Origin of the sequence: Hyphomicrobium sp. B1, assembly GCF_049532635.1 — a bacterium.
Taxonomy (GTDB): domain Bacteria; phylum Pseudomonadota; class Alphaproteobacteria; order Rhizobiales; family Hyphomicrobiaceae; genus Hyphomicrobium_B.
The window spans coordinates 3,824,546-3,848,015 of record NZ_CP134871.1 but is presented as its reverse complement, the minus strand read 5'-3'; the positions used below and the strand labels follow the sequence as shown (position 1 = coordinate 3,848,015).

General features: G+C 60.7%; 21 protein-coding genes. 11 read left to right on the top strand and 10 right to left on the bottom strand.

The window, feature by feature from the left end; genetic code table 11:
- Positions 1 to 2: 2 nt before the first annotated feature.
- Entirely contained in the window at positions 3 to 776 is a 774-nt protein-coding gene (locus RLW55_RS18300; protein ID WP_423415000.1) for a phosphatase PAP2 family protein, read from the bottom strand.
- Positions 777 to 939: 163 nt separating this feature from the next.
- On the bottom strand, positions 940 to 2,247 hold the full coding sequence (purB, locus tag RLW55_RS18295; RefSeq protein ID WP_414462242.1) for an adenylosuccinate lyase: 1,308 nt from the start codon (positions 2,245 to 2,247) through the stop codon (positions 940 to 942).
- 435 nt (positions 2,248 to 2,682) lie between these two features.
- Here purB and RLW55_RS18290 point away from each other — a divergent pair, with 435 nt between their 5' ends.
- Entirely contained in the window at positions 2,683 to 2,886 is a 204-nt protein-coding gene (locus RLW55_RS18290; protein ID WP_013947081.1) for a hypothetical protein, read from the top strand.
- A gap of 113 nt (positions 2,887 to 2,999) precedes the next feature.
- On the opposite strand, the gene RLW55_RS18285 is transcribed toward RLW55_RS18290, so the two are convergent.
- The gene (locus RLW55_RS18285; RefSeq protein WP_423414999.1) at positions 3,000 to 3,572 is read right to left on the bottom strand and encodes an AAA family ATPase; all 573 of its coding nucleotides are present in this window, start codon (positions 3,570 to 3,572) and stop codon (positions 3,000 to 3,002) included.
- Positions 3,573 to 3,653: 81 nt separating this feature from the next.
- Positions 3,654 to 3,896, bottom strand: a complete 243-nt coding sequence (locus RLW55_RS18280) for a CDGSH iron-sulfur domain-containing protein (RefSeq protein ID WP_013947083.1) — start codon at positions 3,894 to 3,896, stop codon at positions 3,654 to 3,656.
- A 361-nt stretch (positions 3,897 to 4,257) separates the two neighbouring features.
- On the opposite strand from RLW55_RS18280, the gene RLW55_RS18275 reads away from it, so the two are divergent.
- The gene (locus tag RLW55_RS18275) at positions 4,258 to 5,655 is read left to right on the top strand and encodes an APC family permease (RefSeq protein WP_423414998.1); all 1,398 of its coding nucleotides are present in this window, start codon (positions 4,258 to 4,260) and stop codon (positions 5,653 to 5,655) included.
- A 265-nt stretch (positions 5,656 to 5,920) separates the two neighbouring features.
- Positions 5,921 to 6,922 (top strand): magnesium/cobalt transporter CorA, encoded by a 1,002-nt coding sequence (corA, locus tag RLW55_RS18270; RefSeq protein ID WP_409562908.1) that lies wholly within the window; start codon positions 5,921 to 5,923, stop codon positions 6,920 to 6,922.
- 265 nt (positions 6,923 to 7,187) lie between these two features.
- Here the strand turns inward: corA and meaB are convergent, their stop codons facing one another.
- Entirely contained in the window at positions 7,188 to 8,165 is a 978-nt protein-coding gene (gene meaB, locus RLW55_RS18265) for a methylmalonyl Co-A mutase-associated GTPase MeaB (RefSeq protein WP_423414997.1), read from the bottom strand.
- Between the two features lie 138 nt (positions 8,166 to 8,303).
- On the opposite strand from meaB, the gene RLW55_RS18260 reads away from it, so the two are divergent.
- The gene (locus tag RLW55_RS18260; RefSeq protein WP_423414996.1) at positions 8,304 to 10,322 is read left to right on the top strand and encodes an acyltransferase family protein; all 2,019 of its coding nucleotides are present in this window, start codon (positions 8,304 to 8,306) and stop codon (positions 10,320 to 10,322) included.
- Positions 10,323 to 10,331: 9 nt separating this feature from the next.
- On the opposite strand, the gene RLW55_RS18255 is transcribed toward RLW55_RS18260, so the two are convergent.
- The gene (locus tag RLW55_RS18255) at positions 10,332 to 11,009 is read right to left on the bottom strand and encodes a TIGR00730 family Rossman fold protein (protein ID WP_423414995.1); all 678 of its coding nucleotides are present in this window, start codon (positions 11,007 to 11,009) and stop codon (positions 10,332 to 10,334) included.
- Between the two features lie 248 nt (positions 11,010 to 11,257).
- Here RLW55_RS18255 and RLW55_RS18250 point away from each other — a divergent pair, with 248 nt between their 5' ends.
- Positions 11,258 to 13,084 (top strand): LysM peptidoglycan-binding domain-containing protein, encoded by a 1,827-nt coding sequence (locus RLW55_RS18250; RefSeq protein ID WP_423414994.1) that lies wholly within the window; start codon positions 11,258 to 11,260, stop codon positions 13,082 to 13,084.
- Between the two features lie 36 nt (positions 13,085 to 13,120).
- A complete protein-coding gene (locus RLW55_RS18245; protein ID WP_423414993.1) occupies positions 13,121 to 15,076 on the top strand; it encodes an ABCB family ABC transporter ATP-binding protein/permease in 1,956 nt (651 codons plus the stop codon).
- 8 nt (positions 15,077 to 15,084) lie between these two features.
- Here the strand turns inward: RLW55_RS18245 and RLW55_RS18240 are convergent, their stop codons facing one another.
- From RLW55_RS18240 to RLW55_RS18225, 4 genes are all read right to left on the bottom strand, one after another.
- Positions 15,085 to 16,023 carry an SDR family NAD(P)-dependent oxidoreductase gene (locus RLW55_RS18240; RefSeq protein ID WP_423414992.1) on the bottom strand — a complete coding sequence of 313 codons (939 nt, stop codon included), beginning with the start codon at positions 16,021 to 16,023 and terminating at the stop codon, positions 15,085 to 15,087.
- 50 nt (positions 16,024 to 16,073) lie between these two features.
- Positions 16,074 to 16,640 carry a TetR/AcrR family transcriptional regulator gene (locus tag RLW55_RS18235; RefSeq protein WP_423414991.1) on the bottom strand — a complete coding sequence of 189 codons (567 nt, stop codon included), beginning with the start codon at positions 16,638 to 16,640 and terminating at the stop codon, positions 16,074 to 16,076.
- Positions 16,641 to 16,739: 99 nt separating this feature from the next.
- Entirely contained in the window at positions 16,740 to 16,925 is a 186-nt protein-coding gene (locus RLW55_RS18230) for a hypothetical protein (RefSeq protein ID WP_423414990.1), read from the bottom strand.
- A 193-nt stretch (positions 16,926 to 17,118) separates the two neighbouring features.
- A complete protein-coding gene (locus tag RLW55_RS18225) occupies positions 17,119 to 17,571 on the bottom strand; it encodes a pseudoazurin (protein WP_423414989.1) in 453 nt (150 codons plus the stop codon).
- Positions 17,572 to 17,826: 255 nt separating this feature from the next.
- On the opposite strand from RLW55_RS18225, the gene RLW55_RS18220 reads away from it, so the two are divergent.
- The 5 genes from RLW55_RS18220 to RLW55_RS18200 all read left to right on the top strand — a co-directional run bounded on the left by RLW55_RS18220 (position 17,827) and on the right by RLW55_RS18200 (position 23,469).
- Positions 17,827 to 18,522: a hypothetical protein gene (locus tag RLW55_RS18220; RefSeq protein WP_423414988.1), complete on the top strand. Its 696-nt coding sequence runs from the start codon at positions 17,827 to 17,829 to the stop codon at positions 18,520 to 18,522.
- Between the two features lie 268 nt (positions 18,523 to 18,790).
- Positions 18,791 to 20,086: a carbohydrate porin gene (locus RLW55_RS18215; RefSeq protein WP_423414987.1), complete on the top strand. Its 1,296-nt coding sequence runs from the start codon at positions 18,791 to 18,793 to the stop codon at positions 20,084 to 20,086.
- Positions 20,087 to 20,144: 58 nt separating this feature from the next.
- Positions 20,145 to 21,083: a tRNA (adenosine(37)-N6)-dimethylallyltransferase MiaA gene (gene miaA, locus RLW55_RS18210; RefSeq protein ID WP_423414986.1), complete on the top strand. Its 939-nt coding sequence runs from the start codon at positions 20,145 to 20,147 to the stop codon at positions 21,081 to 21,083.
- Between the two features lie 83 nt (positions 21,084 to 21,166).
- On the top strand, positions 21,167 to 22,933 hold the full coding sequence (locus RLW55_RS18205; protein ID WP_409562920.1) for an acetolactate synthase 3 large subunit: 1,767 nt from the start codon (positions 21,167 to 21,169) through the stop codon (positions 22,931 to 22,933).
- Positions 22,930 to 23,469 (top strand): hypothetical protein, encoded by a 540-nt coding sequence (locus tag RLW55_RS18200; protein ID WP_409562921.1) that lies wholly within the window; start codon positions 22,930 to 22,932, stop codon positions 23,467 to 23,469. Before RLW55_RS18205 ends, RLW55_RS18200 begins: the two co-directional genes overlap by 4 nt.
- Position 23,470: the final 1 nt, after the last annotated feature.

Sequence of the window (23,470 nt, the reverse complement as noted above, 5' to 3'; positions counted from 1 at the left end):
GCCTAGGCCGTGCCTTGCTCGATCGGTCGTAGGCGTTCAGCGTCGAGCGCCTCGAAAACGATTTGAACACAGGCGGCTGTGATCGCCATTAGAACGCCGGCGAAGACGACGTCGGACAGGAAATGGCCGCCTTGTGCCATTCGCGTCAGGCCGGAGAGACTGCCAAAGACGATGCCCAACGTGACAAATTTTCGCGAACGCGATTTGAACAGAAGGGCGGCAGCGAACATGACGATGTAGATCGCGGAGGCCTCTCCCGAGACGAACGAGCAGTTATAGTCACATTGACCAGAGGGCGGGAACGGCGGCGTGAAGGCCTTCGAGCCGGCAAACTCAATGATCTGGCGCGGGCGGGCGCGGCCCCAATGATCCTTGAAGCCCAGATTGGTGACGACAAGCGGTCCGGTGACCAGGCAGAGCGCGACGAACAGCCAGTTCCGCATTGAAAGGTCGAGCCACGGTCTGGCATAGCGAGCGGCCATCACCAGGCCGACGACCGTCAGTGTGCAAACCAGATAGAAGAAGATCTGAAACCCCATGCGGAGCAGCAGAAACACGTCGAGCTCATTGCCGATGAAGTGGCGATCGCCGACGTAGAATAAGCGAGCGACGACGAGATCGATATCGGGTGCGAATACGAACAGTATCATCGCGAGTGCGCCGATCGTCAGCGCGCCGCGGAGCATAGCCGTTGCCGTTACGGGCGGCCGGGCAACGGTTTCGTCACTATCATCGCCACGCTCATGCCAATCGAACGCAAAATTTGGCGCCCACATCCCCGACGGTCCTGACGTTCCCCCAAAACTGCGGGTACCGTTATCAGTTGGCGTGTCAGAGGCATGTCGGTTTGATTACGGATTGGTGACAATGGCAAATGCGCGGCTCGCCGTATCTCAGATCACCTCTCCCCTATTAGGGAGAGGTGCTTTTCTTGCCACTTCAAGCCGATCCGAACACGCGCTTGAAGATCGTGTCGACGTGGGCGGTGTGGTAGTCGAGGTCGAACATGGCATCGAGGTCGGCGGGCGGGATTTTCGCCGTCACGTCCTTGTCCGCCTTCAACTCAGCCAGGAAGTCCTTGCCCTGCTCCCAGGTCTTCATGGCGTTGCGCTGAACGAGGGCGTAGGAGTCTTCTCGGCTGAGGCCAGCCTGCGTCAGGGCCAGCAGCACGCGCTGCGAATTGTGTAGGCCGCCGAGCTTGTCGAGATTCTTCTTCATGTTCTCGGGATAGACGACGAGCTTCTCGATGACGCCGGCCAAACGGGCGAGCGCGAAGTCGAGCGTCACCGTCGCGTCGGGGCCAATCATACGTTCGACGCTCGAATGCGAGATGTCGCGCTCGTGCCAGAGGGCAACGTTCTCCATTGCCGGAATGGCGTAGGCGCGGACCATGCGGGCAAGACCCGTCAGATTTTCCGACAACACCGGATTGCGCTTGTGGGGCATGGCCGACGACCCCTTCTGGCCCGGCGAGAAATATTCTTCGGCTTCCAGCACCTCGGTGCGCTGCAGATGCCGGATTTCGATAGCGAGGCGCTCCATGCTGGAGGCAATGACGCCGAGGGTGGCGAAATACATCGCGTGGCGGTCGCGCGGGATGATCTGCGTCGAGACGGGCTCTGGAACGAGGCCCATCTGCTCGGCCACGTATTCCTCGATGCGCGGATCGACGTTGGCGAAGGTACCGACGGCGCCGGAGATGGCGCAGGTCGCGACTTCCTTCCGGGCGGCGACGAGGCGTTCGCGCGCGCGCTGAAATTCCGCATAGGCGAAGGCGAGCTTGATGCCGAATGTGGTCGGCTCGGCGTGGATGCCGTGGCTGCGGCCGATCGTGATCGTGTTCTTGTGTTCGAAGGCGCGGGTCTTCAGCGCAGCGAGCAGCCGGTCGAGATCGGCGAGCAGCAGGTCGGCGGCGCGGACCAATTGCACGTTGAGGCAAGTGTCGAGGACGTCCGACGACGTCATGCCCTGGTGCACAAACCGGGCTTCCGGGCCGACGTGCTCGGCGAGATGGGTCAGGAAGGCGATCACGTCATGCTTCGTGACCGCTTCGATTTCGTCGATGCGCTTCACGTCGAAGACGGCGGCCGAACCTTTTTCCCAGATTTTTTTTGCCGCGGCCTCGGGAATGATGCCGAGCTTGGCGCTGGCGGTCGCGGCGTGGGCCTCGATTTCGAACCAGATACGAAAACGGGTTTCGGGCTCCCAGATGCGGGTCATCTCGGGGCGGGAGTAGCGGGGAATCATTGAGCTAAATCCTTGATGCAACGCGGGAGGCGTAGCAGACGTGCAACGGCGCATCAATCTCAAGGCTGCCCAATGCCCCCGTCTGGGGGTGAGGGCCGCGCGATTCATGCTGAGATCTCGCGTGCTGCTTCGCAGCTAACGCTTTGCAACAATTCGTGAAGAGTTATCCAAAAGTCGCCTGCGTGCCGCCACGAATTGCTGGGCTAATCGACGGATTACGAGGGTGGCAATTCTGTTTCTTGTTCAGGCTGTATTCAGGGCAGATTAGTCACACTCGCTGAAATCGTCGGTGCACGTTCGAATCTGCCGTTCTTTTCGCAGATGGGTGCGCCTACATTCGAAGGCCCAAGGAAGTAATGAGTCGAGGCGTTTTCAGGCGGATTGGAAAAGCCCCCTGCGCTTCGGAAAGAATCAAAAGCGGGAGACTAAACGGATATGTCGGAACAGATGGGCAGCGGGGATCTTGCTGAATTGGTCCATCAGATGGAGCAATCGGAAGACGATCCGCGCCAGTGCTATGCGCTTGTCAAAGAGAGAATTAGCGAATTCCGGGATTCAGGTCGTGCCGTTCCGGACGAATTGAAGAAGCTCGAAAGGCGCTTCATGACGGAATGCATGCTGGCCTCGCAAGGCCGGTGAGGGACGTCGCATCGCAGGTCCGAGAGAACCTGCTCTCAATTTCATTTGGTCAATACATTTGGAAATGATCGAGGCTGACTGGCGCGAGTGTTCGCGTGAGGCGGCCTCTTTTCTTATGGCTCCTTTTGCGGGCTGACCTTGGCCGCGGCGCGGTCCCGATGGTGGCCGAGCCCTTCCGTTCGATAAAAGTGGGCAAGGCCCTCGGGCGATGCCAGCCTGATCTTCGGCAGGTCGATAGCATCGAACGTCGCGCGGTTGCGTTGGCGGTTCTTTCGGGTGGTGACCGCGATATGGCGGATCATCCCCCATTTCACGCTGTCCTGGCTGCCCTCCAGCGCTCCCGCGCGTTCGCGCTCGAACCATGAGCGGCGCAAGTAGCGAAACAGGCTCGTGAGGGTGGAGGCGTCGAGCTGGATGACGCCTGTCGCCCGCGCGAGGCGCTGCGGCAGCAAGCGGGAATAGTTGCCATCGACGACCCAACGCTCCTGCAGGATGGCGGCGTCATGCAGGACTTTGAATTCCTCGTCGGGCCGCTCCTGCCAATCCGTTTGGGGCAGATGGCGAAGCTGATCCAGATGGACGGGGACAAGGCCGCGCGCTCGCGCGATCGCGGCCGTGAGGGAGGACTTGCCGCTGTTGGACGGACCCATGATGCAGATGCGGGGTCCGAGATCGTCGAGCGTCACTACCAGGCCTCCGTGATTGCGGTGATACCGCAGCGGTCTGCGCCTGCAAGAAGACGGCCCGTCAGCTAAAAGATGCTGAGATCACAGGACGTTATGCGTACCGTCGCAATAGGGTTCGTCGTCGGTGGCCTTGCAGCCGCAGAGATTGAATGTGCCGGTTCGGTCCGGGACGAAACGCAAGGGCTCGAAAGACGTCCCCTCGTGCGAGCCGTCGCAGAACGGCTGCGTCTTCGAGCGGCCGCAACGGCAATACCAATATTCCTGCCCTTCCGTCAGCTCGACTTGGAAAGGACTCGTTTGGGCGACGACGGCCTCGTCGGACATGGCATGCTCCATTATTGGCTCGGGGGCTCAAGCACCCTGGCTCGTTCGAAGTTTAGACTCGCTATAAGGTTTGGGCGTGCGGGGCAAGGCTACAGCTGGACGCGGAATAGGCTGAATTTCTGACATCGGTCGTCGGCGCTGCCTATCATCTGGGCGGGCAAAATTATTCGGCAGCCCGGCGGTGGACAACAGTCAATGGCTGGGCGAAGCTCGGCGCCGGCGGGGAGATCTCATTCGACCGGACAAGCGGGGCGGCTTGGCAGCTTGGCGGGCGGCGAGGGGTTTTCACGATGGGAGCAACGCAATTGCAGCCCGGACCTCGACTGGCGCGGGGGACGTTCACATGAGGGGACCATTTCGCATGTCCGATCTCTTCCGGAAGAAAGCTGTCGGCTACGACGACGCCGAGTTCGGCCTGAAGCGCGTCTTGAGCGCGCTCGATCTGACGCTGCTCGGCATTGGTGCGATCATCGGCACCGGTATTTTCGTGCTGACGGGCGTTGCTGCGGCAACTCAATCGGGGCCTGCGGTCGTTCTGTCCTTCGTCGTCGCGGGTTTTGCATGCGGGTTTGCGGCGCTGTCCTATGCCGAGCTGGCCTCGAGCGTCGGCGGCTGCGGTAGCGCATACGGCTACAGCTATGCGGCGTTCGGCGAATTGATTGCCTGGATCATCGCCTGGGACCTGATCCTGGAATACGGCGTCTCGGTCGCGGCAGTCGCCAACGGCTGGTCGGGCTATTTCAACAACGCGCTGACGGCGATCGGGCTGGGGCTGCCGGAAGAATTAACGAAGGGGCCATTCGCGGGCGGGATCGTCAATCTGCCGGCATTCGGGATCGTCATCATTCTGATGCTGCTGCTGATCATGGGCGTGCGGGAGACGGCGCGTATCAACGCCGCCATGGTGGCAGTGAAGCTCGCGACGATTGCGGTTTTTCTCGCCGTTGGGCTGTTCAACATTCACCCTGCGAACTGGACGCCGTTTGCGCCGTTCGGCTGGTTTGAGCATGTGGATGGCAAGCCGGTCGGCATTCTCGCGGGCGCGTCGCTCGTGTTTTTCGCTTACGTCGGCTTCGACGCCGTATCGACAGCGGTGGAAGAAGCGCGAGACCCGCAACGCGACGTCCCACGCGGGCTGATTGGATCGCTGATCTTCTGCACCATCATCTACATCGTGGTGTCGGGCGTGCTGACGGGCATCGTCAACTATACTGAGCTCAATGTGTCTTCGCCGGTGGCGTTCGCGCTGCAGAAGATCGGTTTCAACTGGGCGTCGGCGCTGGTCGCGGCCGGTGTGATCGCGGGCCTGACGACGGTGATGCTGGTGCTCTACTACGCGCTGACCCGCATCATTGTGGGGGTGTCGCGTGACGGTCTACTGCCGCCGTATTTTTCGGTCGTCAACGAGAAGACCCACACGCCCGTGCGGACGACGGTCATTACAGGCTTGGGCATGGCCATCATGTCGGGCTTCATTCCGCTCGGTGTCTTGGCCGAACTTGTAAATATCGGCACACTCGCGGCCTTCGTACTGGTATGCGCCGGCGTGATCGCGCTGCGAAAGACGCATCCGGATTTGCATCGTCCGTTCAAGATGCCGGGCGGCATTATTCTGCCGGTCATGGGCGTGCTGTCATGCGGAGCGCTGATCGCGTTCCTGCCATTTGAAACGCACCTACGCTTTATCGTTTGGCTGGCGCTGGGTCTGATCATCTACTTCGTCTATTCGATCAAGCACAGCCGCCTCGCGGCAGCATAGGGTTAAGGCGTCATCGAATAGTCATATAAAAACCCTTCCGCCGCAGGCGGCGCCGACTGGAAAAACGTCGGCGCCGGGGTTAGGGTCGCGCCGACTCGGCTGCCGGGAGGCCGTTTCGTGCCGCCCGGGCCGATATCAAGGACAATCGACAATGGACTGCGACAGTCGCAGTGACGCTTCGCTTTCGCCAGCATCCTCCAGGCGCACCTGATGGCATAGGTGGCTCGGTCGGCTGCGCGGTGGCCGTCAACCGAAAGAGAGCCCGATGCTGCGCAGCTATCGCCGCGAAAACTCACACATCGTCCTGCAGCACGAAGGTATTCCGGCCGATGACGTGGCTCCTATTCCAGGGCAAGCGGTCTGGATCGATCTTTACAATCCCGCACCGCAGGACAATCGCTTCGTCGAGCAGCTTTTGTCGATCGATCTGCCGACGCGCGAGGAGATGCAGGAGATCGAGGTTTCGGCGCGTCTCTATCAGGAGGACGGCGCGGAGTTCATGACGCTGACGGCCGCGTCGCAGCTCGAAACCGACGAGCCGATGACGTCGCCGATCACGTTCGTGCTGAAGGGCAGCACGCTGGTGACGATGCGCTATGCGGAGCCCAAGGCGTTCGCTAATTTCGTGACGCGTGCACAGCGTCCCAACAACGTGCCGGTTGCCAGCGGTGAGCAGATCATGATGGGCCTGATCGAGGCGCTGCTCGACCGCATGGCCGACGCGCTGGAACGGGTCGGCACGAATATCGATCAGGTTTCGCGGCAGGTCTTCCGCAAAGGCAAGATGAAGGCGGCGCCGTCGAGCGACGATCTGCAGCTCGCGATCGAGCGCATCGGCCAGGACGGCGACCTGCTGACGAAGGTTCGCGAAAGTCTCGTCAGCATCAACCGCGTGCTGACGTATCACACCAATGTCGATCAGCAGGTCGACAAGAAGGTGACGAAGGAAGCGAAGGCACGCACTAAAGTGCTGTATCGCGACGTCGTCGCGTTGACCGATCAGGCCACGTTTCTGTCGAGCAAGGTGAACTTCCTGCTCGATGCGACGCTCGGGCTGATCAACCTGCAGCAGAACCAGATTATCAAGATTTTCTCGGTCGCGGCTGTCGTGTTCCTGCCGCCGACGCTCGTCGCGTCAATCTACGGCATGAACTTCGAGGACATGCCGGAATTGAAGTGGCTGTTCGGGTATCCGTGGGCGCTGGCGATGATGGTCGTCTCAGCGATCCTGCCGTACCTCTACTTCAAGCGGCGCAGGTGGCTTTAATGATTGGCGCTTCCGACTCCGCTTTGCGGAGCCGGCCGGAAGCGCCGGGTGTGTTGCGTCGTCCTTAACATGGACATCGGCGACACGCGTTCCGCGCGCCGGCCGCCTATCGGGGCACAGCATTATCAACACCGTCATGCCGACGCAGGTCGGCACCAGACAAGCATCCAAATTTTCATTGTCGAGAGTTGGCTGGATCCAGGCCTGCGCCGGGATGACGGAGTGTTTGTAGACTTGTGAGCAACAGGTGTGCTGGCAGCGTGAGCTAGGACTCGAGCAAGCGCCGAGCGGCTTTGTCGGGGGACATGGTGCCGGAGAGTACGGCATCAGCGAGCGGGTCTAGGCCGTCCTTGCCGCCGGACTTGATACGGGCCGCGACGATGTCGGCAGCGGCGCGGGCGATGAGGTAACGCGCGCGGCGGCGGCGGCGATGCAGCGCGCCACCCGCAACGACGCGCTTGCCGATGGTATCGAAGGCGTCGACAAGCTGGCCGACTCCGTCGCCGTTGATGGCGCTCGTTTTCAGCACCGGCACCTTCTCGTTTGGCATCGCGCGGATCGACAACGCGCCGATCAACTGCTGCATCGTCTGTTCGGCGCCTGGGCGGTCGGCCTTGTTGACGACGATGATATCGGCGATTTCGAGCAGGCCCGACTTCATCGCCTGGATATCGTCGCCCAGGCCTGGCGCTGCGATGACGACGCGAATGTCGGCGACCTCCGCGACGTCGATTTCGTTCTGGCCGGTGCCGACGGTTTCAAGAAGTACGATGTCGAAGCCAGCGCCGTCGAGGGCGTCGACGATACGGACCGCGGCCGGCGACAGGCCGCCGAGATAGCCGCGTGAGGCGAGCGAGCGCACGAAGACGCCGTCGTCGTCGAGCGCGGCGGTCATGCGAATGCGGTCGCCGAGAATGGCGCCACCCGAGATCGGGCTCGACGGATCGACGGCGATGACGCCGACGCTGCGGCCCTGCTGTCTCAGGTGGGCGATGACGGCGTTGACCAGGGTCGATTTGCCGGCGCCCGGCGGTCCGGTGAAGCCGACGACGAGGGCGTGGCCGAGGTGCGGCTGCAAAGCCTGCAGCAGGCCCGGTGCGGCTGCCGACAGGCGTTCGAGCTCGGTGATTACGGCCGCGATGGCGCGACGCTCGCCGGCCCGCATGCGGTTAACGTAACCGGCGATATCGGCGTCGCTGATGCGGGCGGCTGGGGGAGGTGGTTCTGCGGTCGTCTTGGCCATAAGCGCTGATAAGAGGGAAGCGGCCGGAAGGCAACGGTTAGGATGTTTTGGCGGGCGGTAGTGCGCTTCCTCCACAGGCCGGGGCGTGCATTCCCGGACGTCCTATGCAACGTTCGCTTCCAACGGGGAATGGGGGGAGTGAGACGGGTGTTAAACGTCAGCCGGGCAGCCGCACCGGCACATGCCGGGTCGGCATCGCAGTATCGTGCCGATATCGACGGATTGCGCGCTGTCGCCGTCTTGGGCGTGCTTGCCTACCATTTCGGCCTGGGTGTTCCTGGCGGCTACGGTGGCGTCGACGTCTTCTTCGTAATCTCGGGCTTTCTGATCGCAGGCATCATCAAAGCCGAACTTGAGGCCGGTACGTTTTCTCTCGCGAATTTCTATGTTCGGCGTATCCGCAGGATTTTGCCGGCGCTGGCGGCGTGTCTGTTGGTCACGACGGTAGCGGCGTCGGTTATTTTGTTTCCACGCGACTTCCAGAATTTCGGACGGACGGTCCTCGCCGCGGCAACATCAACGTCGAATTTCTTTTTCATGCACCGAACCGGGTACTTTGACGATGCAGCGATAGAGAAGCCGCTGCTGCACACATGGTCGTTAGGGGTTGAGGAACAATTCTACGTCGTCTTCCCGCTAACACTGATGCTTTTGTTCCGGTTCTGGCGGGGAAGCGTGCTCTATGTGTTGGGAGCGGTCGCGATCCTGTCATTTGTCTACGGTTGCTATTCCGTCAATCATGCGCCGGAAAAAGCGTTCTTCTCGACGATCGGCCGGGCGTGGGAACTTGGCATCGGCGTGCTGGTTGCGTTCGGAGTCTTGCCAACCATTTCGAAACGTTGGGGCCGTGAGATCGAGGCGGCAATAGGTCTTCTGCTAATTGCATACGCTTATGCATTCTATAGCGATGCAACGCCATTTCCGGGACTTGCCGCGTTGCCCCTCTGCCTTGGGGCCGCAATGATTATTCATTCCGGAACGGGGCCTGACCGGACGATCGTAGCGCGTGTTTTATCGGTCTCGCCGATGGTAGCCGTCGGACTGATCTCGTATTCCGTCTACCTTTGGCACTGGCCGCTGCTTGTGCTCAGCGTTTATCGCTTTACGGATATTTTCGGAGCGGGTGCTGCCCACGCGAAGACAGCGCACATTTTGCTCGCAGCCGCGAGCCTGTGCATCGGCGCGTTATCATGGGCTTTCATCGAGAGGCCTTTCCGCCGTGCGAAGGCCGTAAGCCAGAAAACCGTGTTTGCGGCGGGAGCGACCGTAACCCTGGCAATCGCCGCGGTGGCTTCCGTCTCGATTGTCCGTCCGAGTTGGTTGCAGAACTGGGCGCCGGAGATCGACGCCATGCAATTCAAGCGGGCGATCCCCGTGAAAGCTCTCGGGCTCTCGCGCGCTGCAGGATGGGCATCCGGGACGTATTCAACGGGGCAGTCGGGCGGTGTTCCGGATACGATCCTGTGGGGAGATAGTTTTGCCGAAGCGCTGGCTCCGGGCTTCGTCGATTACGACCAAAAGACGGGGCATGACGTGATTATATCGGCACTGGCCGGCTGTCCGCCGCTCGCCGGGGTGACGTTCCATGAGCGCGGCGGCGGCGAAGTCTGTACGTCACGTAACACGAATATTCTGAAACACATTGGCGAGTCGAAAATTCGTCGTGTCGTTCTGGTCGCTCGCTGGTCCGTTTTCGCGAAGACTGTTGTCCGGGATGCCCATGGACGTCCCACCGTTTATGGTAATAGCGAGGGCGGCGATGGCTCCGGTCTGGAATCAGCTCTCGACGCTGTCGTGCATCAATTGGTGACGCAGGGCCGGGAAGTCGTCATCATCGGGCCGATACCAGCCCAATCATTCGAGGTCGCGCCCGCGGTTGCAAAACACATCGCGTGGGGCGTACCGCTGCCCTCTCCACTGACGTTTCACGATTTCACGGAGGAGCAGCGACAGGTCTTATCGCTGCTCTCACGCTTGGACGCTATTCCGAAAGTCCGGGTCGTCTATCCCCATACGATTTTGTGTCACGGCACGACCTGCCCGTATCGCGTTGATGGCAAACCGATGTACTCCGACGAGGCGCATCTTTCGCCCACTGGAGTGGCGGAGCTGGCACCTCTATTCAATGAAATATTCTCGGATGGTGCTCACTCGTAGAGTGCGTATTCAAAACCTATGGATCACCTCCTGCTCTTTGCTCTCGGACGTCGGGGCGGCCTTGCCGAAGATGGTGGGCAAGATCTCTTCCGCCGTATCGACGACGGAGAAATGGACATCCAATCCGGCGCGAATGAAGGTTTCGGCCTTCATGTGATCGAGCAGGTTCAGGAATGGGTTCCAGAAGCCGTTGATGTTGGCAACGACGATGGGCTTGGAATGGCGTCCGAGCTGCGACCAGGTCAATTGCTCGACGAGTTCTTCAAGCGTGCCGACGCCGCCGGGGAGCGCGACGAACGCGTCGGCGCGGTCGAACATCAGCTGCTTACGGACGTGCATGTTCTCGACGACGATCAATTCGTCGATGTCCTTCAGCATGTGTTCGCGGTTGCCGAGAAATTCCGGGATGATGCCCGTCACCTTGCCGCCCGCTCCGAGCGCGGCGCGCGCGACTTCGCCCATCAGGCCGAGACTGCCGCCGCCATAGATCAAGCGGATGCCGTTATCGGCGAGCGTCTTGCCGAGCTTTCGCGCTGCGATGGTGTAGGCGGTATCGAGGCCCTTGCCCGAGCCGCAGTAGACGCAAACGCCTTCAATCCTGGCGGGCGTTTCAGATTTCAGAGTTGAATTTTGGTTGGTCTTGCCGTCGGCCGGTTTCGTGACCGGCATTTTTGTCATTTCGTTCATAAGTATTCCGATCTCAGACGATCTGTCTGCATTATTTAGTGTCGCCGCACCGCCCTGCCCAGGTGCGCCGGAGGGTGTCACCCTCACATGTCTCATGTGACCGTTGTGAGCATCCGGTCACGCTTCCGAATCAATCCACGGTCTTTAAGCCGGGAAGCATGGCGCCGCTACAAGACGTGTGCTTAGGTCCCTTAATATAGGGGCTACAAGGCGATGTTATGAAGGACGGGGAACCTTCAGAAACGGCAGTGAAAACGGCGTTTCGTTACGCTCGAACGGGCGCTGCTGCGGGCCTTCTCGTCTCCGCGGCGCTGCTGGCGTTGCCGCTCGATGCTGCCAGTGACCGGCCGGACGCAGAGCGGGGGCTATCGCTGCCGGTTATCGACCGAAATTTTCGCGCTGTGGTCGCTCTCAATGACGAGGACACGCTGGAGTCTGCGCAGGCCTCGCAGCGCGTGGTGGCGCAGGATGCTCCGGATGAGACACAGGCCCAGGCGGACACTCCGGCGCAGCCAGATCCGAGCGACAAGCAAACGCCGTGGCAAACGCGCGAGCTAGGATTGGTCGATCGCCTGCAGGATTGGCTGGCACGTGCCAATCGCGAGTTTCAGGGCGTCATCATCCGGCGATTGTCGGTCGCACCTCCAGGCGGGGGCGGCGACGACATCGCGCGCAAGCTGGAACAGGTAAAAGAGGAAGACGCCGAAACGGCGCGGCAGCATGCGGAGGAGGCCATCCTCGCGGCACAGGCGAAGCGGGCAGCCGATATCAAGCATAGCCAGGAGCTGGCGGACGAAGCGAAACGCAAGGCTGACGCAGCCGAGGCTGAACTGAAGGCCGAGGACGAGGCGGCGAAACGCAAAGCGGCGGCGCTGGCCGAGGAGCGGCGCCGGGAGAGCGAGCGGCTCGAAGCCGAAGCAAAACGTATCGAAGACCAGCAGCGACAGGCGGAAGAGCAGCGCAAGGCCGACGAGCAGAAGCGTCTCGAAGCGGCGCGTCTGGCGGCACAGGCGCAGCAGGAAGCCGAGGAAAAAGCCGCCGCCGAGAAGAAGGCCGCTGACGAGGCTGCGGCGCTTGAGGCCGCTGCGAAAGCCGAAGCCGAGCGACAAGCACAGGAAGCGAAAGCCCAAGAACTCGCTGACGAGCAACGTCGGCGCGAGGAAGAAGAGCATCAGCGGGCTTTAGCCGAGGCGGCGTCTGCGAAGGCTGCGGAGGAGAAAGCCAAGCAGGAAGCCGCCGCCCGTGCCGCCGCCGAAAGGCAGCGCGTTGCGGAAGAGGAAGCGCAGAAAGCGCGCATCGCGAAAGAGGCCGAGGAAAAAGCTCAGGCGGAAGCTGCCGCAAAGGAAGCCGCCGAGAAGCAGCGCCTCGCCCAAGAAGAAGCTGCGGCCAAAGCTGCTGCCGCAAAAGCAGCGGAAGAAAAAGCCCAGCAGGAGGCCGCTGCAAAGGCGGCTGAAGTCAAGGCTCGGCAGGAAGCCGAAGCGGAAAAGCAACGGCTCGCAGACGAAGAAGCGGCGAAGGCGGCCGCCGCGAAGGTTGCGGCCGAACAGCAGCGTCTCGCTGAGGAGGAGGCTGCAAAAGCCGCTGCTGCTAAGCGCGCCGACGACAAGGCCAAACAAGAGGCTGCGGCAAAGGAGGCGGCGGACCGTCAGCGTATCGCCGAAGAAGAAGCTGCGAAGGTGGCTGCGGCGAAGGCTGCCGAGGCGAAGACTGCCGCGGCTTCACCGCCTGTCGCCGACCGCCAAACGCCCGCCGTCGAGGCGAAGACGCCTAAGGCGCATGTCATCCGAGAGGCCCGGAACGCCCACGTTGCGCACGGCCCGGTCGTCAAGCGCTGGGTGCGTCGTGCGCACGTCCGCCGTGCAGCGCCGGGCCAATGCCGATATGCCGGGCGCAAGGCGTTCGTGCCGGGCCGTTACGTCGTCGCGCGCGGCGATACGCTGTGGCGGATCGCGCTCCGCCATTACCGCAACGGCCTCTATTACATCCGCGTCTATCGCGCCAATCGCGACACGATTCGCAATCCGAACCGGATCTATCCGTGCCAGACCATTTATCTGCCGCGAAAGCGGGGGTGATGGACTTTCCGGCCGGTTGACCCTATTTCAGGCCGAATGCAAAGAACTTCCGTCAGCATGCGCGCGCCCAGAAGCGGGCTTTTGGCGCGCCTTATTCCGTCCACCGAAACATCTCGGGTTTTGAGGGCCTTGTGGCCCTATGTCTGGCCGCAGGACCGCCCGGATCTGCGGCGCACGGTGGTGTGGTCGTTCGTCATCGTCGTTATCGCAAAAGCGGTGACGGTCGGCGTGCCGTTTACATTGAAGTGGGCGACGGATGCTCTGGTCGCTGCGTCGGGTGGCCATGTCGCATCGAGCCAGACGCTGCCGTGGCTCGTCGGTGCGCCGGTGCTGGCTGTGCTGTTTTATGGCATCGCCCGTATCGTGATGGCGCTGTTGGTGCAGGTCCGTGAAGGCATGTTCGCGCGCGTCGCAATGCACGCGGTACGCAAGCTCGCCTTGTCGACATTCGAGCACATGCACCGGCTGTCGCTGCGGTTTCATCTCGAACGCAAGACGGGCGGTCTGACACGCGTACTCGAACGCGGACGCACCGGCATCGAAAATATCAGCCGCATGGCGCTGATGACGCTGATCCCGACGATCGTCGAGTTCTTCATGATCATCGCGGTGTGTGCGTATGAATTCGACTGGCGCTACATCGTGACCATCGTCGGTATGATCGCTGCGTATCTGTGGTTCACGATCCGAGCGACCGATTGGCGGCTGTCGATCCGCCGCGTGATGAACGAGAGCGACACCGACGCCAACACCAAGGCGATCGACAGTCTGCTGAACTACGAGACGGTCAAATACTTCGGTGCCGAGGGGCGCGAAGCCGCACGCTACGACAAGTCGATGGCGGCTTACGAGAAGGCGAGCATCAAGACCTATACGTCGCTCGCGGTATTGAACTCTGGCCAAGCGGTGATCTTCACGATTGCGCTGACCATCTGCCTCGTCATGGCGGCGAACGATGTCGTCGCCGGCAAGGACACCGTCGGGCATTTCGCGATGGTGAACCTGCTGATGTTGCAGCTCTTCATGCCGCTGAACTTCATGGGCATGGTCTATCGCGAAATCAAGCAGGGTCTGACCGACATCGAGCGCATGATGGAGGTGCTGGAGCAGAATCCGGAAGTTGCGGATCGGCCGGGCGCGAAGCGGCTCGATGTTTCGGGCGGCGCGATCCGGTTCGATCATGTGCGCTTCGGCTACGATCCTGAGCGCATTATTCTGAAAGACGTATCGTTCGAAGTGCCAGCAGGAAAGATGGTCGCTATCGTTGGGCCGTCGGGTGCGGGCAAGTCGACGGTCGGGCGGCTGCTGTTGCGTTTCTATGATGTCACGAGCGGGCGCATTCTGATCGACGGGCAGGACTTGCGCGACGTGACGCAAGCCTCGCTGCGGGCGGCAATCGGCGTGGTGCCGCAGGATACGGTGTTGTTCAACGATACGATTTTCTACAACATCAAGTATGGCCGTGCCGACGCCACGGACGAAGAGGTTTACGCTTCGGCGAAGCTGGCGCAGATCGACGATTTCGTGCGCGCGCTTCCCGACGGCTACGACACGATGGTCGGCGAGCGCGGGCTGAAACTCTCGGGCGGCGAGAAGCAGCGCGTTGCAATTGCGCGGACGATTTTGAAGTCGCCGCCGATCCTGCTGCTGGACGAGGCAACGAGCGCGCTCGACAGTCATACGGAAAAGGAAATTCAGGACGCGCTCGACCGTGTGTCGAAGGATCGGACGACGGTCGTCATCGCGCACCGGCTATCGACCATCGTGCATGCGGACATGATTTTGGTGTTCGAAGATGGGCGCGTCGCCGAGCAGGGGACGCACGCTGAGCTGATTGCGAAGAATGGGCTTTACGCGAGCCTCTGGGCGCGTCAGCGGCAAGCGGAGAAGGCGCGCGAGGATCTCGCGCATGCGCTGGAAGAAGCCGGCGAGCTGCCGCCGAGGATTGGCTCGAGCGACGCGTCGCTGCTGGAGCGCGCCGAGCAGGAATGAGAGTGTTTCTATGCTGATGAATTTGCGAGTAAGGCGCGTGTCTCGGCGACGACGCGGTTCTGGAATGTTGGATCGCGCACTTGCATGGAACCCTGCATAGGGCGGCCTCTTTCGTCGAAATACACGCCCGTCTTGGTCGACGGATCGGTGAGAATCTTCGTAATCGTTCGTGCCGCCCTCTGTGGCGTGTTTAAAATCTTGATGAAAGGCATGAGTAGTGGCACGACGACGGGGACGAGGATTTTCGTCAGAATGCGGACGAAAGCGCCGGCGTCGCGCCCAAGGCCGGTGGCCGGCGTAACACCGGGTTCGATCGCATTCACATGAAGGCGGGGATACTCGCGGGCGAATGCAAGTGCCGTCGCGATCACGCATTGCTTCGATGTGGCATAGGCATCCATTCCCCGTCTGCTGGAGCCGCCGGGGGTCCACTCGCCGCGCGCGCTTGCCTCCGCAGAGATATACCGGCCGCCGCGAAATCCGACCGCAACCGCAGGTTTGCGTTCAGGATCTTCCGCAGCTGAGCCGACGAACAGGACGTTTGCGCCGTCGGGGAGATGCGGCATGAGCGCTTCCGTCAGTACGAACGGGCCGAGGTGGTTCGTTGCGAAAGTGAGGTCTAAGCCGTGCGCATTTTTAGACTCGCGCATCTGTATGATGCCGGCGTTGTTGAGAAGACCAGCAAGCGGAAGATCGAGTGCGATGATCTCGGCGGCTGCCCTGCGGACGCTCGCCATTTCCGAAAGGTCACAGACGATCGACATCGCTCGCCCACCCCTTCGCTCAATGGCTTTCTTTACATCGGCGAGCCTGGTGCCGTCTCGTCCGACGAGGACGACCGTTCCGTGTTTCGCAAGCTCTATGGCGGTGCAGCGGCCAATGCCCGATGTCGGGCCGGTGATGATGTAAGCCTCGCGACGTTGTTTTTCCGATCGGGGTGAATGCATGGTAAACCTCGTTTAAATGGCTGTCTAATCAGTCATTTTTTGGCAAAAAATCAGGCGATCGCTCGCCAAAGTGCGTCGAACCCTGCGCGGCAGTGCTTTGTTGAATGAGCCGGATCATGGATCATGAAATCCATCGTTGCTTCGCTGATTGAGTTCATTAACGACATGACGAAACTTGGCGAAGCGTTCCGCATTGGTCCGTTGGCGCGTACGCTCTCGATGATGTCGCTGAGGGACGCCATTATCTTGTGACCTTCGGCGCGCGTGGCGGGGGTAATCTCGTCGGAAACGGCCAGCTGGGCCAGAGCGCGGCGTTTTTCCCGGTTTGCCAAGGCCCATGACATGGTGGCATTCCAGATGTGCAGCATTTTTTTACGCAGATCGCCTTTCTGCGGAAGATCGTCGAGCGCGGCTGTCGCCATTTCGGATTTGAGTTCGAGATAGAGTGCGTTGAGCAAATCTGACTTAGTCTCGAAGTAGGTGAAAAGCGTGCCGTTCGCGACGCCGGCTTCCTGCGCGATTGTTGCGGTTGGTGCGCCAAGTCCTTGAGACGCGATCACGCGCGTTGCGGCCAACATAATGGCGTTTCGCTTTTCCTCACTCTTGGGCTTGGCCATGTGCTCTCCGTTTCAAAGAGTACATAGATTTGAGTGACTAGGCGGTCAACTATTATTTGGGAGAGAATGGATCTTCGAAACGAACCGAAGGATGACGGTTCAGTCTTCGACGATGATCCAGTTGTCGGGGTTGGGGAGTTTCGCGCGTTTCGTTTCGGCTTCGTCGCGGGTTGCGAAACGGATGGCGAGCGGGCGGCCAACGAAGACGTCGCCGTTCCCGAGATAGGTGTGGCGATTGCCCGGCGCGACCAAGTCGCGCCGCTTCTCTTCAAGCAAATAAGCCATGGACAATCATCCTCGCGTTTCAGCAGAGGCAGAATAACGCAAAGCCTGCCAAAGTCGCATTGCGTTTGATCATTGCGAGACCCTGAAATGAAAAAGCTAACCCCGAGATCTGGGGCCGGGAGACCCATCTCGGGGTTAGCACGAGCTTAGCCTTCGGCCCTTCCAGGACAACCTCGGGCTCTACTCGATTCCGTTACGGCGTCACCTTCGCGACTTCGGCGTCGAGACGCTGTTTCGCCTTGCCGGTGGCGACGAATGACTTCACCGCGTCGAGGTTGACGGGCTTGCCGACCTGGACGAGGGCGACCATGCCCATGCCGTAGTGGGGCAGGCATTTGAAAACGTAGAGGCCATCTTTCTCGGCCTTGAAGACGACTTCCTTGCTAAACGGGCCTTTCACTTCCGGTACGTCTGCCGGCCAGATGTTCGGCACGCTCTGAGCGTTGTGGCCCTTGTCGGTCGGGACGAACTTAATGGTGTCGCCGACTTCGGCCTTCACGAAGCCTGGAACGAAGACCATGAGATTGCCGGCGTCGTCCTTGTTGCGCATTTCAATGATGTGCTCGGCAGCGCTGGCGACATGCGGAGTGGAGACTGCAGACAGGGTGATGGCCCCCGCCATCAGAATTTGATGGGTCAGCTTCATGTGTTTCCTCACCCTCGGCTTTTTGTTTACGAAAAACGTATAGAATAGGATCGCCGGCTTCTCAAGCGCCGTTTTGCCGCGCTTTTGTGTTGCGCCTTCCGCCTCTGCGGCGCGGAGCCGGCCGGAAGGTGCGTTGGGTGTTTTCTAAGAGACGGCGCGCGGGACTCGCAGTTCGGAAACACTTATCCCCGGTTCAGCAGCGGATGATACAATCCGCTTCGGTCGGCACCATGGTTTTGAAAGAGCGAGAAGCGGTTGAGTACGGATCGATTTCGTCAGACGGTTAAAACGGTTCTCGGCGCACTCTGGCGCGGTGCGGTCATTGCGATCTGGACGCTTCGCGAGCTTCTGCGGACAGCCTGGAGCATCGTGCGCGGGCCGCTGATAACCGCGCTCAACATCACTGCCGCGCTGGTCATCCTTTTCGAAGAGTGGGGATGGCGGCCGCTTTCGAACCTGCTCGGGCGGCTGGCAGCGTTCGCGCCGATCGCGGCGATCGAGCGGTTGCTGGCACGTCTGCCGCCTTATGCGGCGCTTATTGCGCTGGCCTTGCCAACCTCGCTGTTGCTGCCGCTGAAGTTCGTGGCGATCTGGCTGCTCGCGAATGAGCATTTTCTGTCGGCTACCTTGCTGTTTGTCGGGGCCAAGATCGCGTCGACGGCGCTTATCGCGCGCGTCTTTCTGTTGGTGAAACCGGCGCTGATGCGGATCGGCTGGTTTGCTGCGCTCTTCAACTGGTTCGTGCCGTGGAAGGATGCCCTTTATGCGCAGATCCGGGCATCGTGGGTCTGGCGCTACGGTCGCGTCGTCAAAGCGCGGACGATGGCGGAGGTTCGGAAGGTCTGGGCCGCGGCACGTCCGCGCGTTGCGGCAGTCTGGCGGCGATGGACGGGGCGGGAGCTGCCCTTTTCTGATGCGGCGCGCAGGAGCGCTGATCTTTCTTCGAAGTGATTCGGGCCTCGCCTGCCCGCCGGGAGATGAAACGCCCACTGACGGATCGAAATGGTCCCGCTCTGCGACATGTCGAACCTGATCGGCGTCGCCAATGATTGCAAAATGGCAACAGCCCCCAGCAGGCAATGGGGGAAGGATAGCGTTTTTGAACTCCAATGTTGACTGGTCGCGTCAAGTATCTTCTGTTCATTTCATTGGGCCGGGAGGCAACGGGTTCAATGGCCGGGACGTCGAGGTGCGGTGTCCGGCGTTTGGGGGAATGACGATGGGATCGAAACTCGTGGCCGGCATCTTGCCGGTCTTTGCGCTGGGCACTCTCGTGTCCACCGTCGCCGCAAAGGCTGACGACGCTTCTGCCAACGGCGTGCCGGAGGATTCGATTGCTCGCGATTGGGATGATCCGATGCGGGCTTCATTGGCGAAGCAGGGCATCCTCTACGGTGTGGGGTACATCGGCGAGTACTGGAATGTCGCCAAGGGCGGCAACTCGCAGGGCTCGAACTACGACGGCTTGGTTTCCGCGTTTACGGATTTCGATCTCGATAAGATGTTCGGCTGGAAGGGCGGGGCTATTCACGCCAGCGCCTATTACCTGAACGGTGTCGGTCCGGCGACGCAGCGTATCGGCAACATTTTCCCACCGAGCAACATCGAAGGCGACGAGCGGTTGCGCTTGTTCGAGTTGTGGTTCGAGCAGTCGCTGCTGGATGATAAGGTGAAGGTGCGTATCGGTTCGCTGGCAGCCGATAGCGAATTCTTTATCAGCGATACGGCTGCTGTGTTTCTCAACAGCACGTTCGGCTGGTCGGCCGCGACAGCCAACAACATGGCTGCCGGTGGTCCAGGATATCCGCTGGCGTCGCTCGGCGTGCGTGTTCAGTATCAGCCGACGGATAATCTCAACATTCTCGCTGCGGTGTTCAACGGCAGCCCGGCGGATCCGTTTGCGGATGATCCGCAGGCCGACAACCCGCATGGCGTGAACTTCCGTCTGCAGGATGCGCCGCTGCTGATGGTCGAAGCGCAGTATAAATACAACATCGGCCTGCCCGGCACGTTCAAGTTCGGCGGCTGGAAGCAGTTCAATCATTACGCGCCGGAATTTCTCAATCCGAACGAGCTGGATACCAGCTCCGGCGTCTATGGCATCATCGACCAGCAGATCTGGAAGGGTGCGCATGATGAAGCGGTTAGCGCATTCGTTCGCCTCGGTGGTTCGCCGGATAAGCAGAACCTGATCGACACCTACGTCGATACCGGCATCGTGTTCACTGGCTTCGTGCCGGGGCGCAAGGATGATTCATTCGGCGCCGCCTTTGCCTATGGCCATGTCTCGGACAAGCTGCAGCAGGCTCAGATCGACGATGGCCAGACGGTCATCTCCGACTACGAGTCGGTGGTCGAACTGAACTATACTGCGAAGATCTCGCCCGGCTTCTCGGTTGCGCCTGATTTCCAGTATATCTGGAACCCCGGTGGTCGGGTGCCGAGCGAGAACAATCCGGCCGTGCCGGAGAAAGACGCGGCCGTGTTCGGCGTCCGGACCACGCTCAATTATTAATCTGACTTCTACCGTCTGACTTGCGCCTCCTAGTGCCACAGCGCTAGGAGGCCTTTTCATGAGCAGCACAGAAACAGACATGCGCCCGATTTTGATTGCCGGCCCGACGGCCAGCGGCAAGTCGGCGCTCGCAATGGCGATTGCGGAGCAGGTTGGCGGCACGATCGTCAATGCCGACAGCATGCAGGTCTATCGCGAGCTGCGCATCCTGACGGCACGTCCGACGCCGGCCGACGAAGCGCGGGTGCCGCATGCGCTCTATGGCTTCGTGCCGGCGCAAGAAGCGTATTCGGCGGGCCGTTTCGTCCGCGATGCGGCAGAGGCGATTGCAAGAGCGCAGGCGCAAGGACGGCGGCCTATCGTCGTCGGGGGCACCGGGCTTTACTTCAAGGCACTCCTCGAAGGGCTCTCACCTGTTCCCGAGATCGATGAAGACGTGCGCGCGCATTGGCGAGCGGAGGCGGCACGGCGCGGTGCAGAGGCGATGCATGTAGAGCTTGCGGCGCGGGATGAAGTCATGGCGGGGCGGCTTCAATCCGCGGATACGCAGCGGATCGTACGCGCGCTTGAAGTTCTGGAATCGACGGGGCGGTCGCTGGCCGAGTGGCAAACCCTTAAGGGCGCGCCCGTCTTGAACGAAGCGGAGACTGTGCGTCTGGTAGTTCGCGTCGACCGGGCTGAGCTTCACGCTCGTGCGGATGCGCGTTTCGCCGCGATGATGCGCGAAGGGGCGGGCGATGAGGCTCATGCTTTGTCCGAGATGCAACTCGATGCCGGGTTACCGGCGATGCGGGCAATCGGCGTTCGGCCGCTGATCGGAGTTGGGCGGGGCGAGATAAGCGTCGGGGAGGCGGTGGCGGCATCGCAGGCGGAGACTCGTCAGTACATCAAACGGCAGGAAACTTGGCTCAAAAGTCATATGATTTCTTGGATTTCTGTTCACACGAAATATATGGAAAGTTCACTGCGTGAAATTTTCGCATTTATTCACCGTTAGCGTTGACCAAATAGGATCGTGCGCCTAGGTTCCCCGCAATTTCGAAACGTTGGCAGGCGGCAAGCCTGTAGAGGAGTTTGACGATGGCACGCACGATGACCGGCGCGGAAATGGTGTTGACTGCGCTGGCTGACCAAGGCGTCGAGTTCGTTTTCGGGTATCCGGGCGGCGCCGTTCTTCCGATCTATGATGAGCTTTTCCAGCAGGAGAAGGTTCGTCACATCCTGGTTCGCCAGGAAGGTGGTGCGCTGCATGCGGCTGAAGGCTATGCGCGCTCAACGGGGAAGGTCGGCGTCTGCCTCGTGACGTCGGGGCCTGGCGCAACCAATGCGGTGACGGGCCTTGCCGATGCGCTGATGGATTCGATTCCGCTCGTCTGCATCACCGGCCAGGTGCCGACGCACCTCATCGGCAACGATGCGTTCCAGGAATGCGATACGGTCGGCATTACGCGTCCGTGCACGAAGCACAACGTGTTGGTGAAGAACATCAACGACCTCGCTCGTGTTCTGCACGAAGCCTTCCACATCGCGCGCACGGGCCGTCCGGGTCCGGTGGTGGTCGATATCCCGAAGGATGTGCAATTTGCGACGGGCAACTACGTTGGGCCCTCCAACATCCAGCATAAGACCTACCGGCCGAAGCTGAAGCCGGAGCAGCAGGCGGTGCGCGAGGCGGTCGATCTGATCGCGAATGCGAAGCGCCCGGTGTTCTATACCGGCGGCGGCGTTATCAACTCCGGGCCGAAGGCGAGTCAGCTGTTGCGCGAGTTCGTGCGGCTGACCGGGTATCCGATCACGTCGACGCTGATGGGGCTTGGCGCTTATCCGGCCTCGGATAAGCAGTGGCTCGGCATGCTCGGTATGCACGGCACCTACGAAGCCAACCTCGCGATGCACGATTGCGACGTGATGATCAACATCGGCGCGCGCTTCGATGACCGGATCACGGGACGCGTCGATGCGTTTTCGCCGAACTCGAAGAAGATTCATGTCGATATCGATCCGTCGTCGATCAACAAGAACATCATGGTCGATATTCCGATCATCGGCGACTGCGCTTACGTGCTCGAAGACATGCTACGCGTGTGGAAGGCGAAGGCGCCGATCCTCGACAAGGCTGCGCACAAGGCATGGTGGAAGCAGATCGACGGGTGGCGGACGAAAAAATCGCTGTCTTATAAGAACTCCAAAGACATCATCATGCCGCAATATGCGTGTCAGCGGCTCAACGAACTGACGAAGAATCGCGACACCTATTTCACGACGGAGGTCGGGCAGCATCAGATGTGGGCGGCGCAGTTCCTCCACTTCGATGAGCCGAACCACTGGATGACGTCGGGAGGCCTCGGTACGATGGGCTATGGATTGCCCGCCGCGATCGGCGTACAGCTTGCGCATCCGAAATCGCTCGTCATTGACGTTGCGGGTGACGCGTCGATCCTGATGAACATTCAGGAGTGCTCGACGGCGGTGCAGTACCGTTTGCCGGTCAAGGTGTTCATCATGAACAACGAGTACATGGGCATGGTGCGGCAGTGGCAGCAGCTTCTGCACGGCAATCGCCTCTCGGAAAGCTACACCGAAGCCTTGCCGGATTTCGTGAAGCTTGCCGAAGCCTACGGGTGGACAGGCATGCGTTGCGAGCATCCCGCCGATCTCGATGATGCTATAAACGAGATGATCAACACGAAAGGCCCTGTGATCTTCGATTGCCGGGTCGCCAAGCTTGCGAACTGTTTCCCGATGATCCCATCGGGGAAGGCCCACAACGAAATGCTTCTCGGCGAGAACATCACGGACGACGAAGTCGAGAATGCGATCGGCGAAGCAGGAAAGGTGCTGGTTTGACAAAGCACGGGGGAACAGGTTTCGGAATTTTTGGTGCCGTCATCGCGGTTTTCGCGATGACGCTCGTCGCCATGCCGGGGACGTTGGCCGCCAAACAAACCTGGGACCACGTCGCCAACATCAAAGATGCAGCGCGGCGACTTGGGGCGCTGCATCAGCGTGAAGGCTCGGCAGGCGTTCTGAAGTTTCTCGACGCCTGCTACCGGACGCAGATGCTTGCCAGCGAATATTCGCCGGGGCTCGAGTCGTGCTTGGCGCAGGACTACATGCACAGCCAGGTGCTGGCGCAGATCTATGCGCGCATTCCGCAAGCGGACCGCGTGCGCATGGGAACTCCGGCGCCGGAAGACATTGCGCGCGGTATGGGCGCCCGCTTCGTCGCGGCGTTCCGGCAATACAAGATTTCGACGAAGCAAGCCGAGGCTCTCAAGAAGATGATCGACAAGGACGGCATGCCGATCTTTCTGAAGGCTGTGTTTCCGCCGAGAAAGCCCGGCGAAGCCGACAGCGACGACGCGACGGGCAACGGCAAATAAC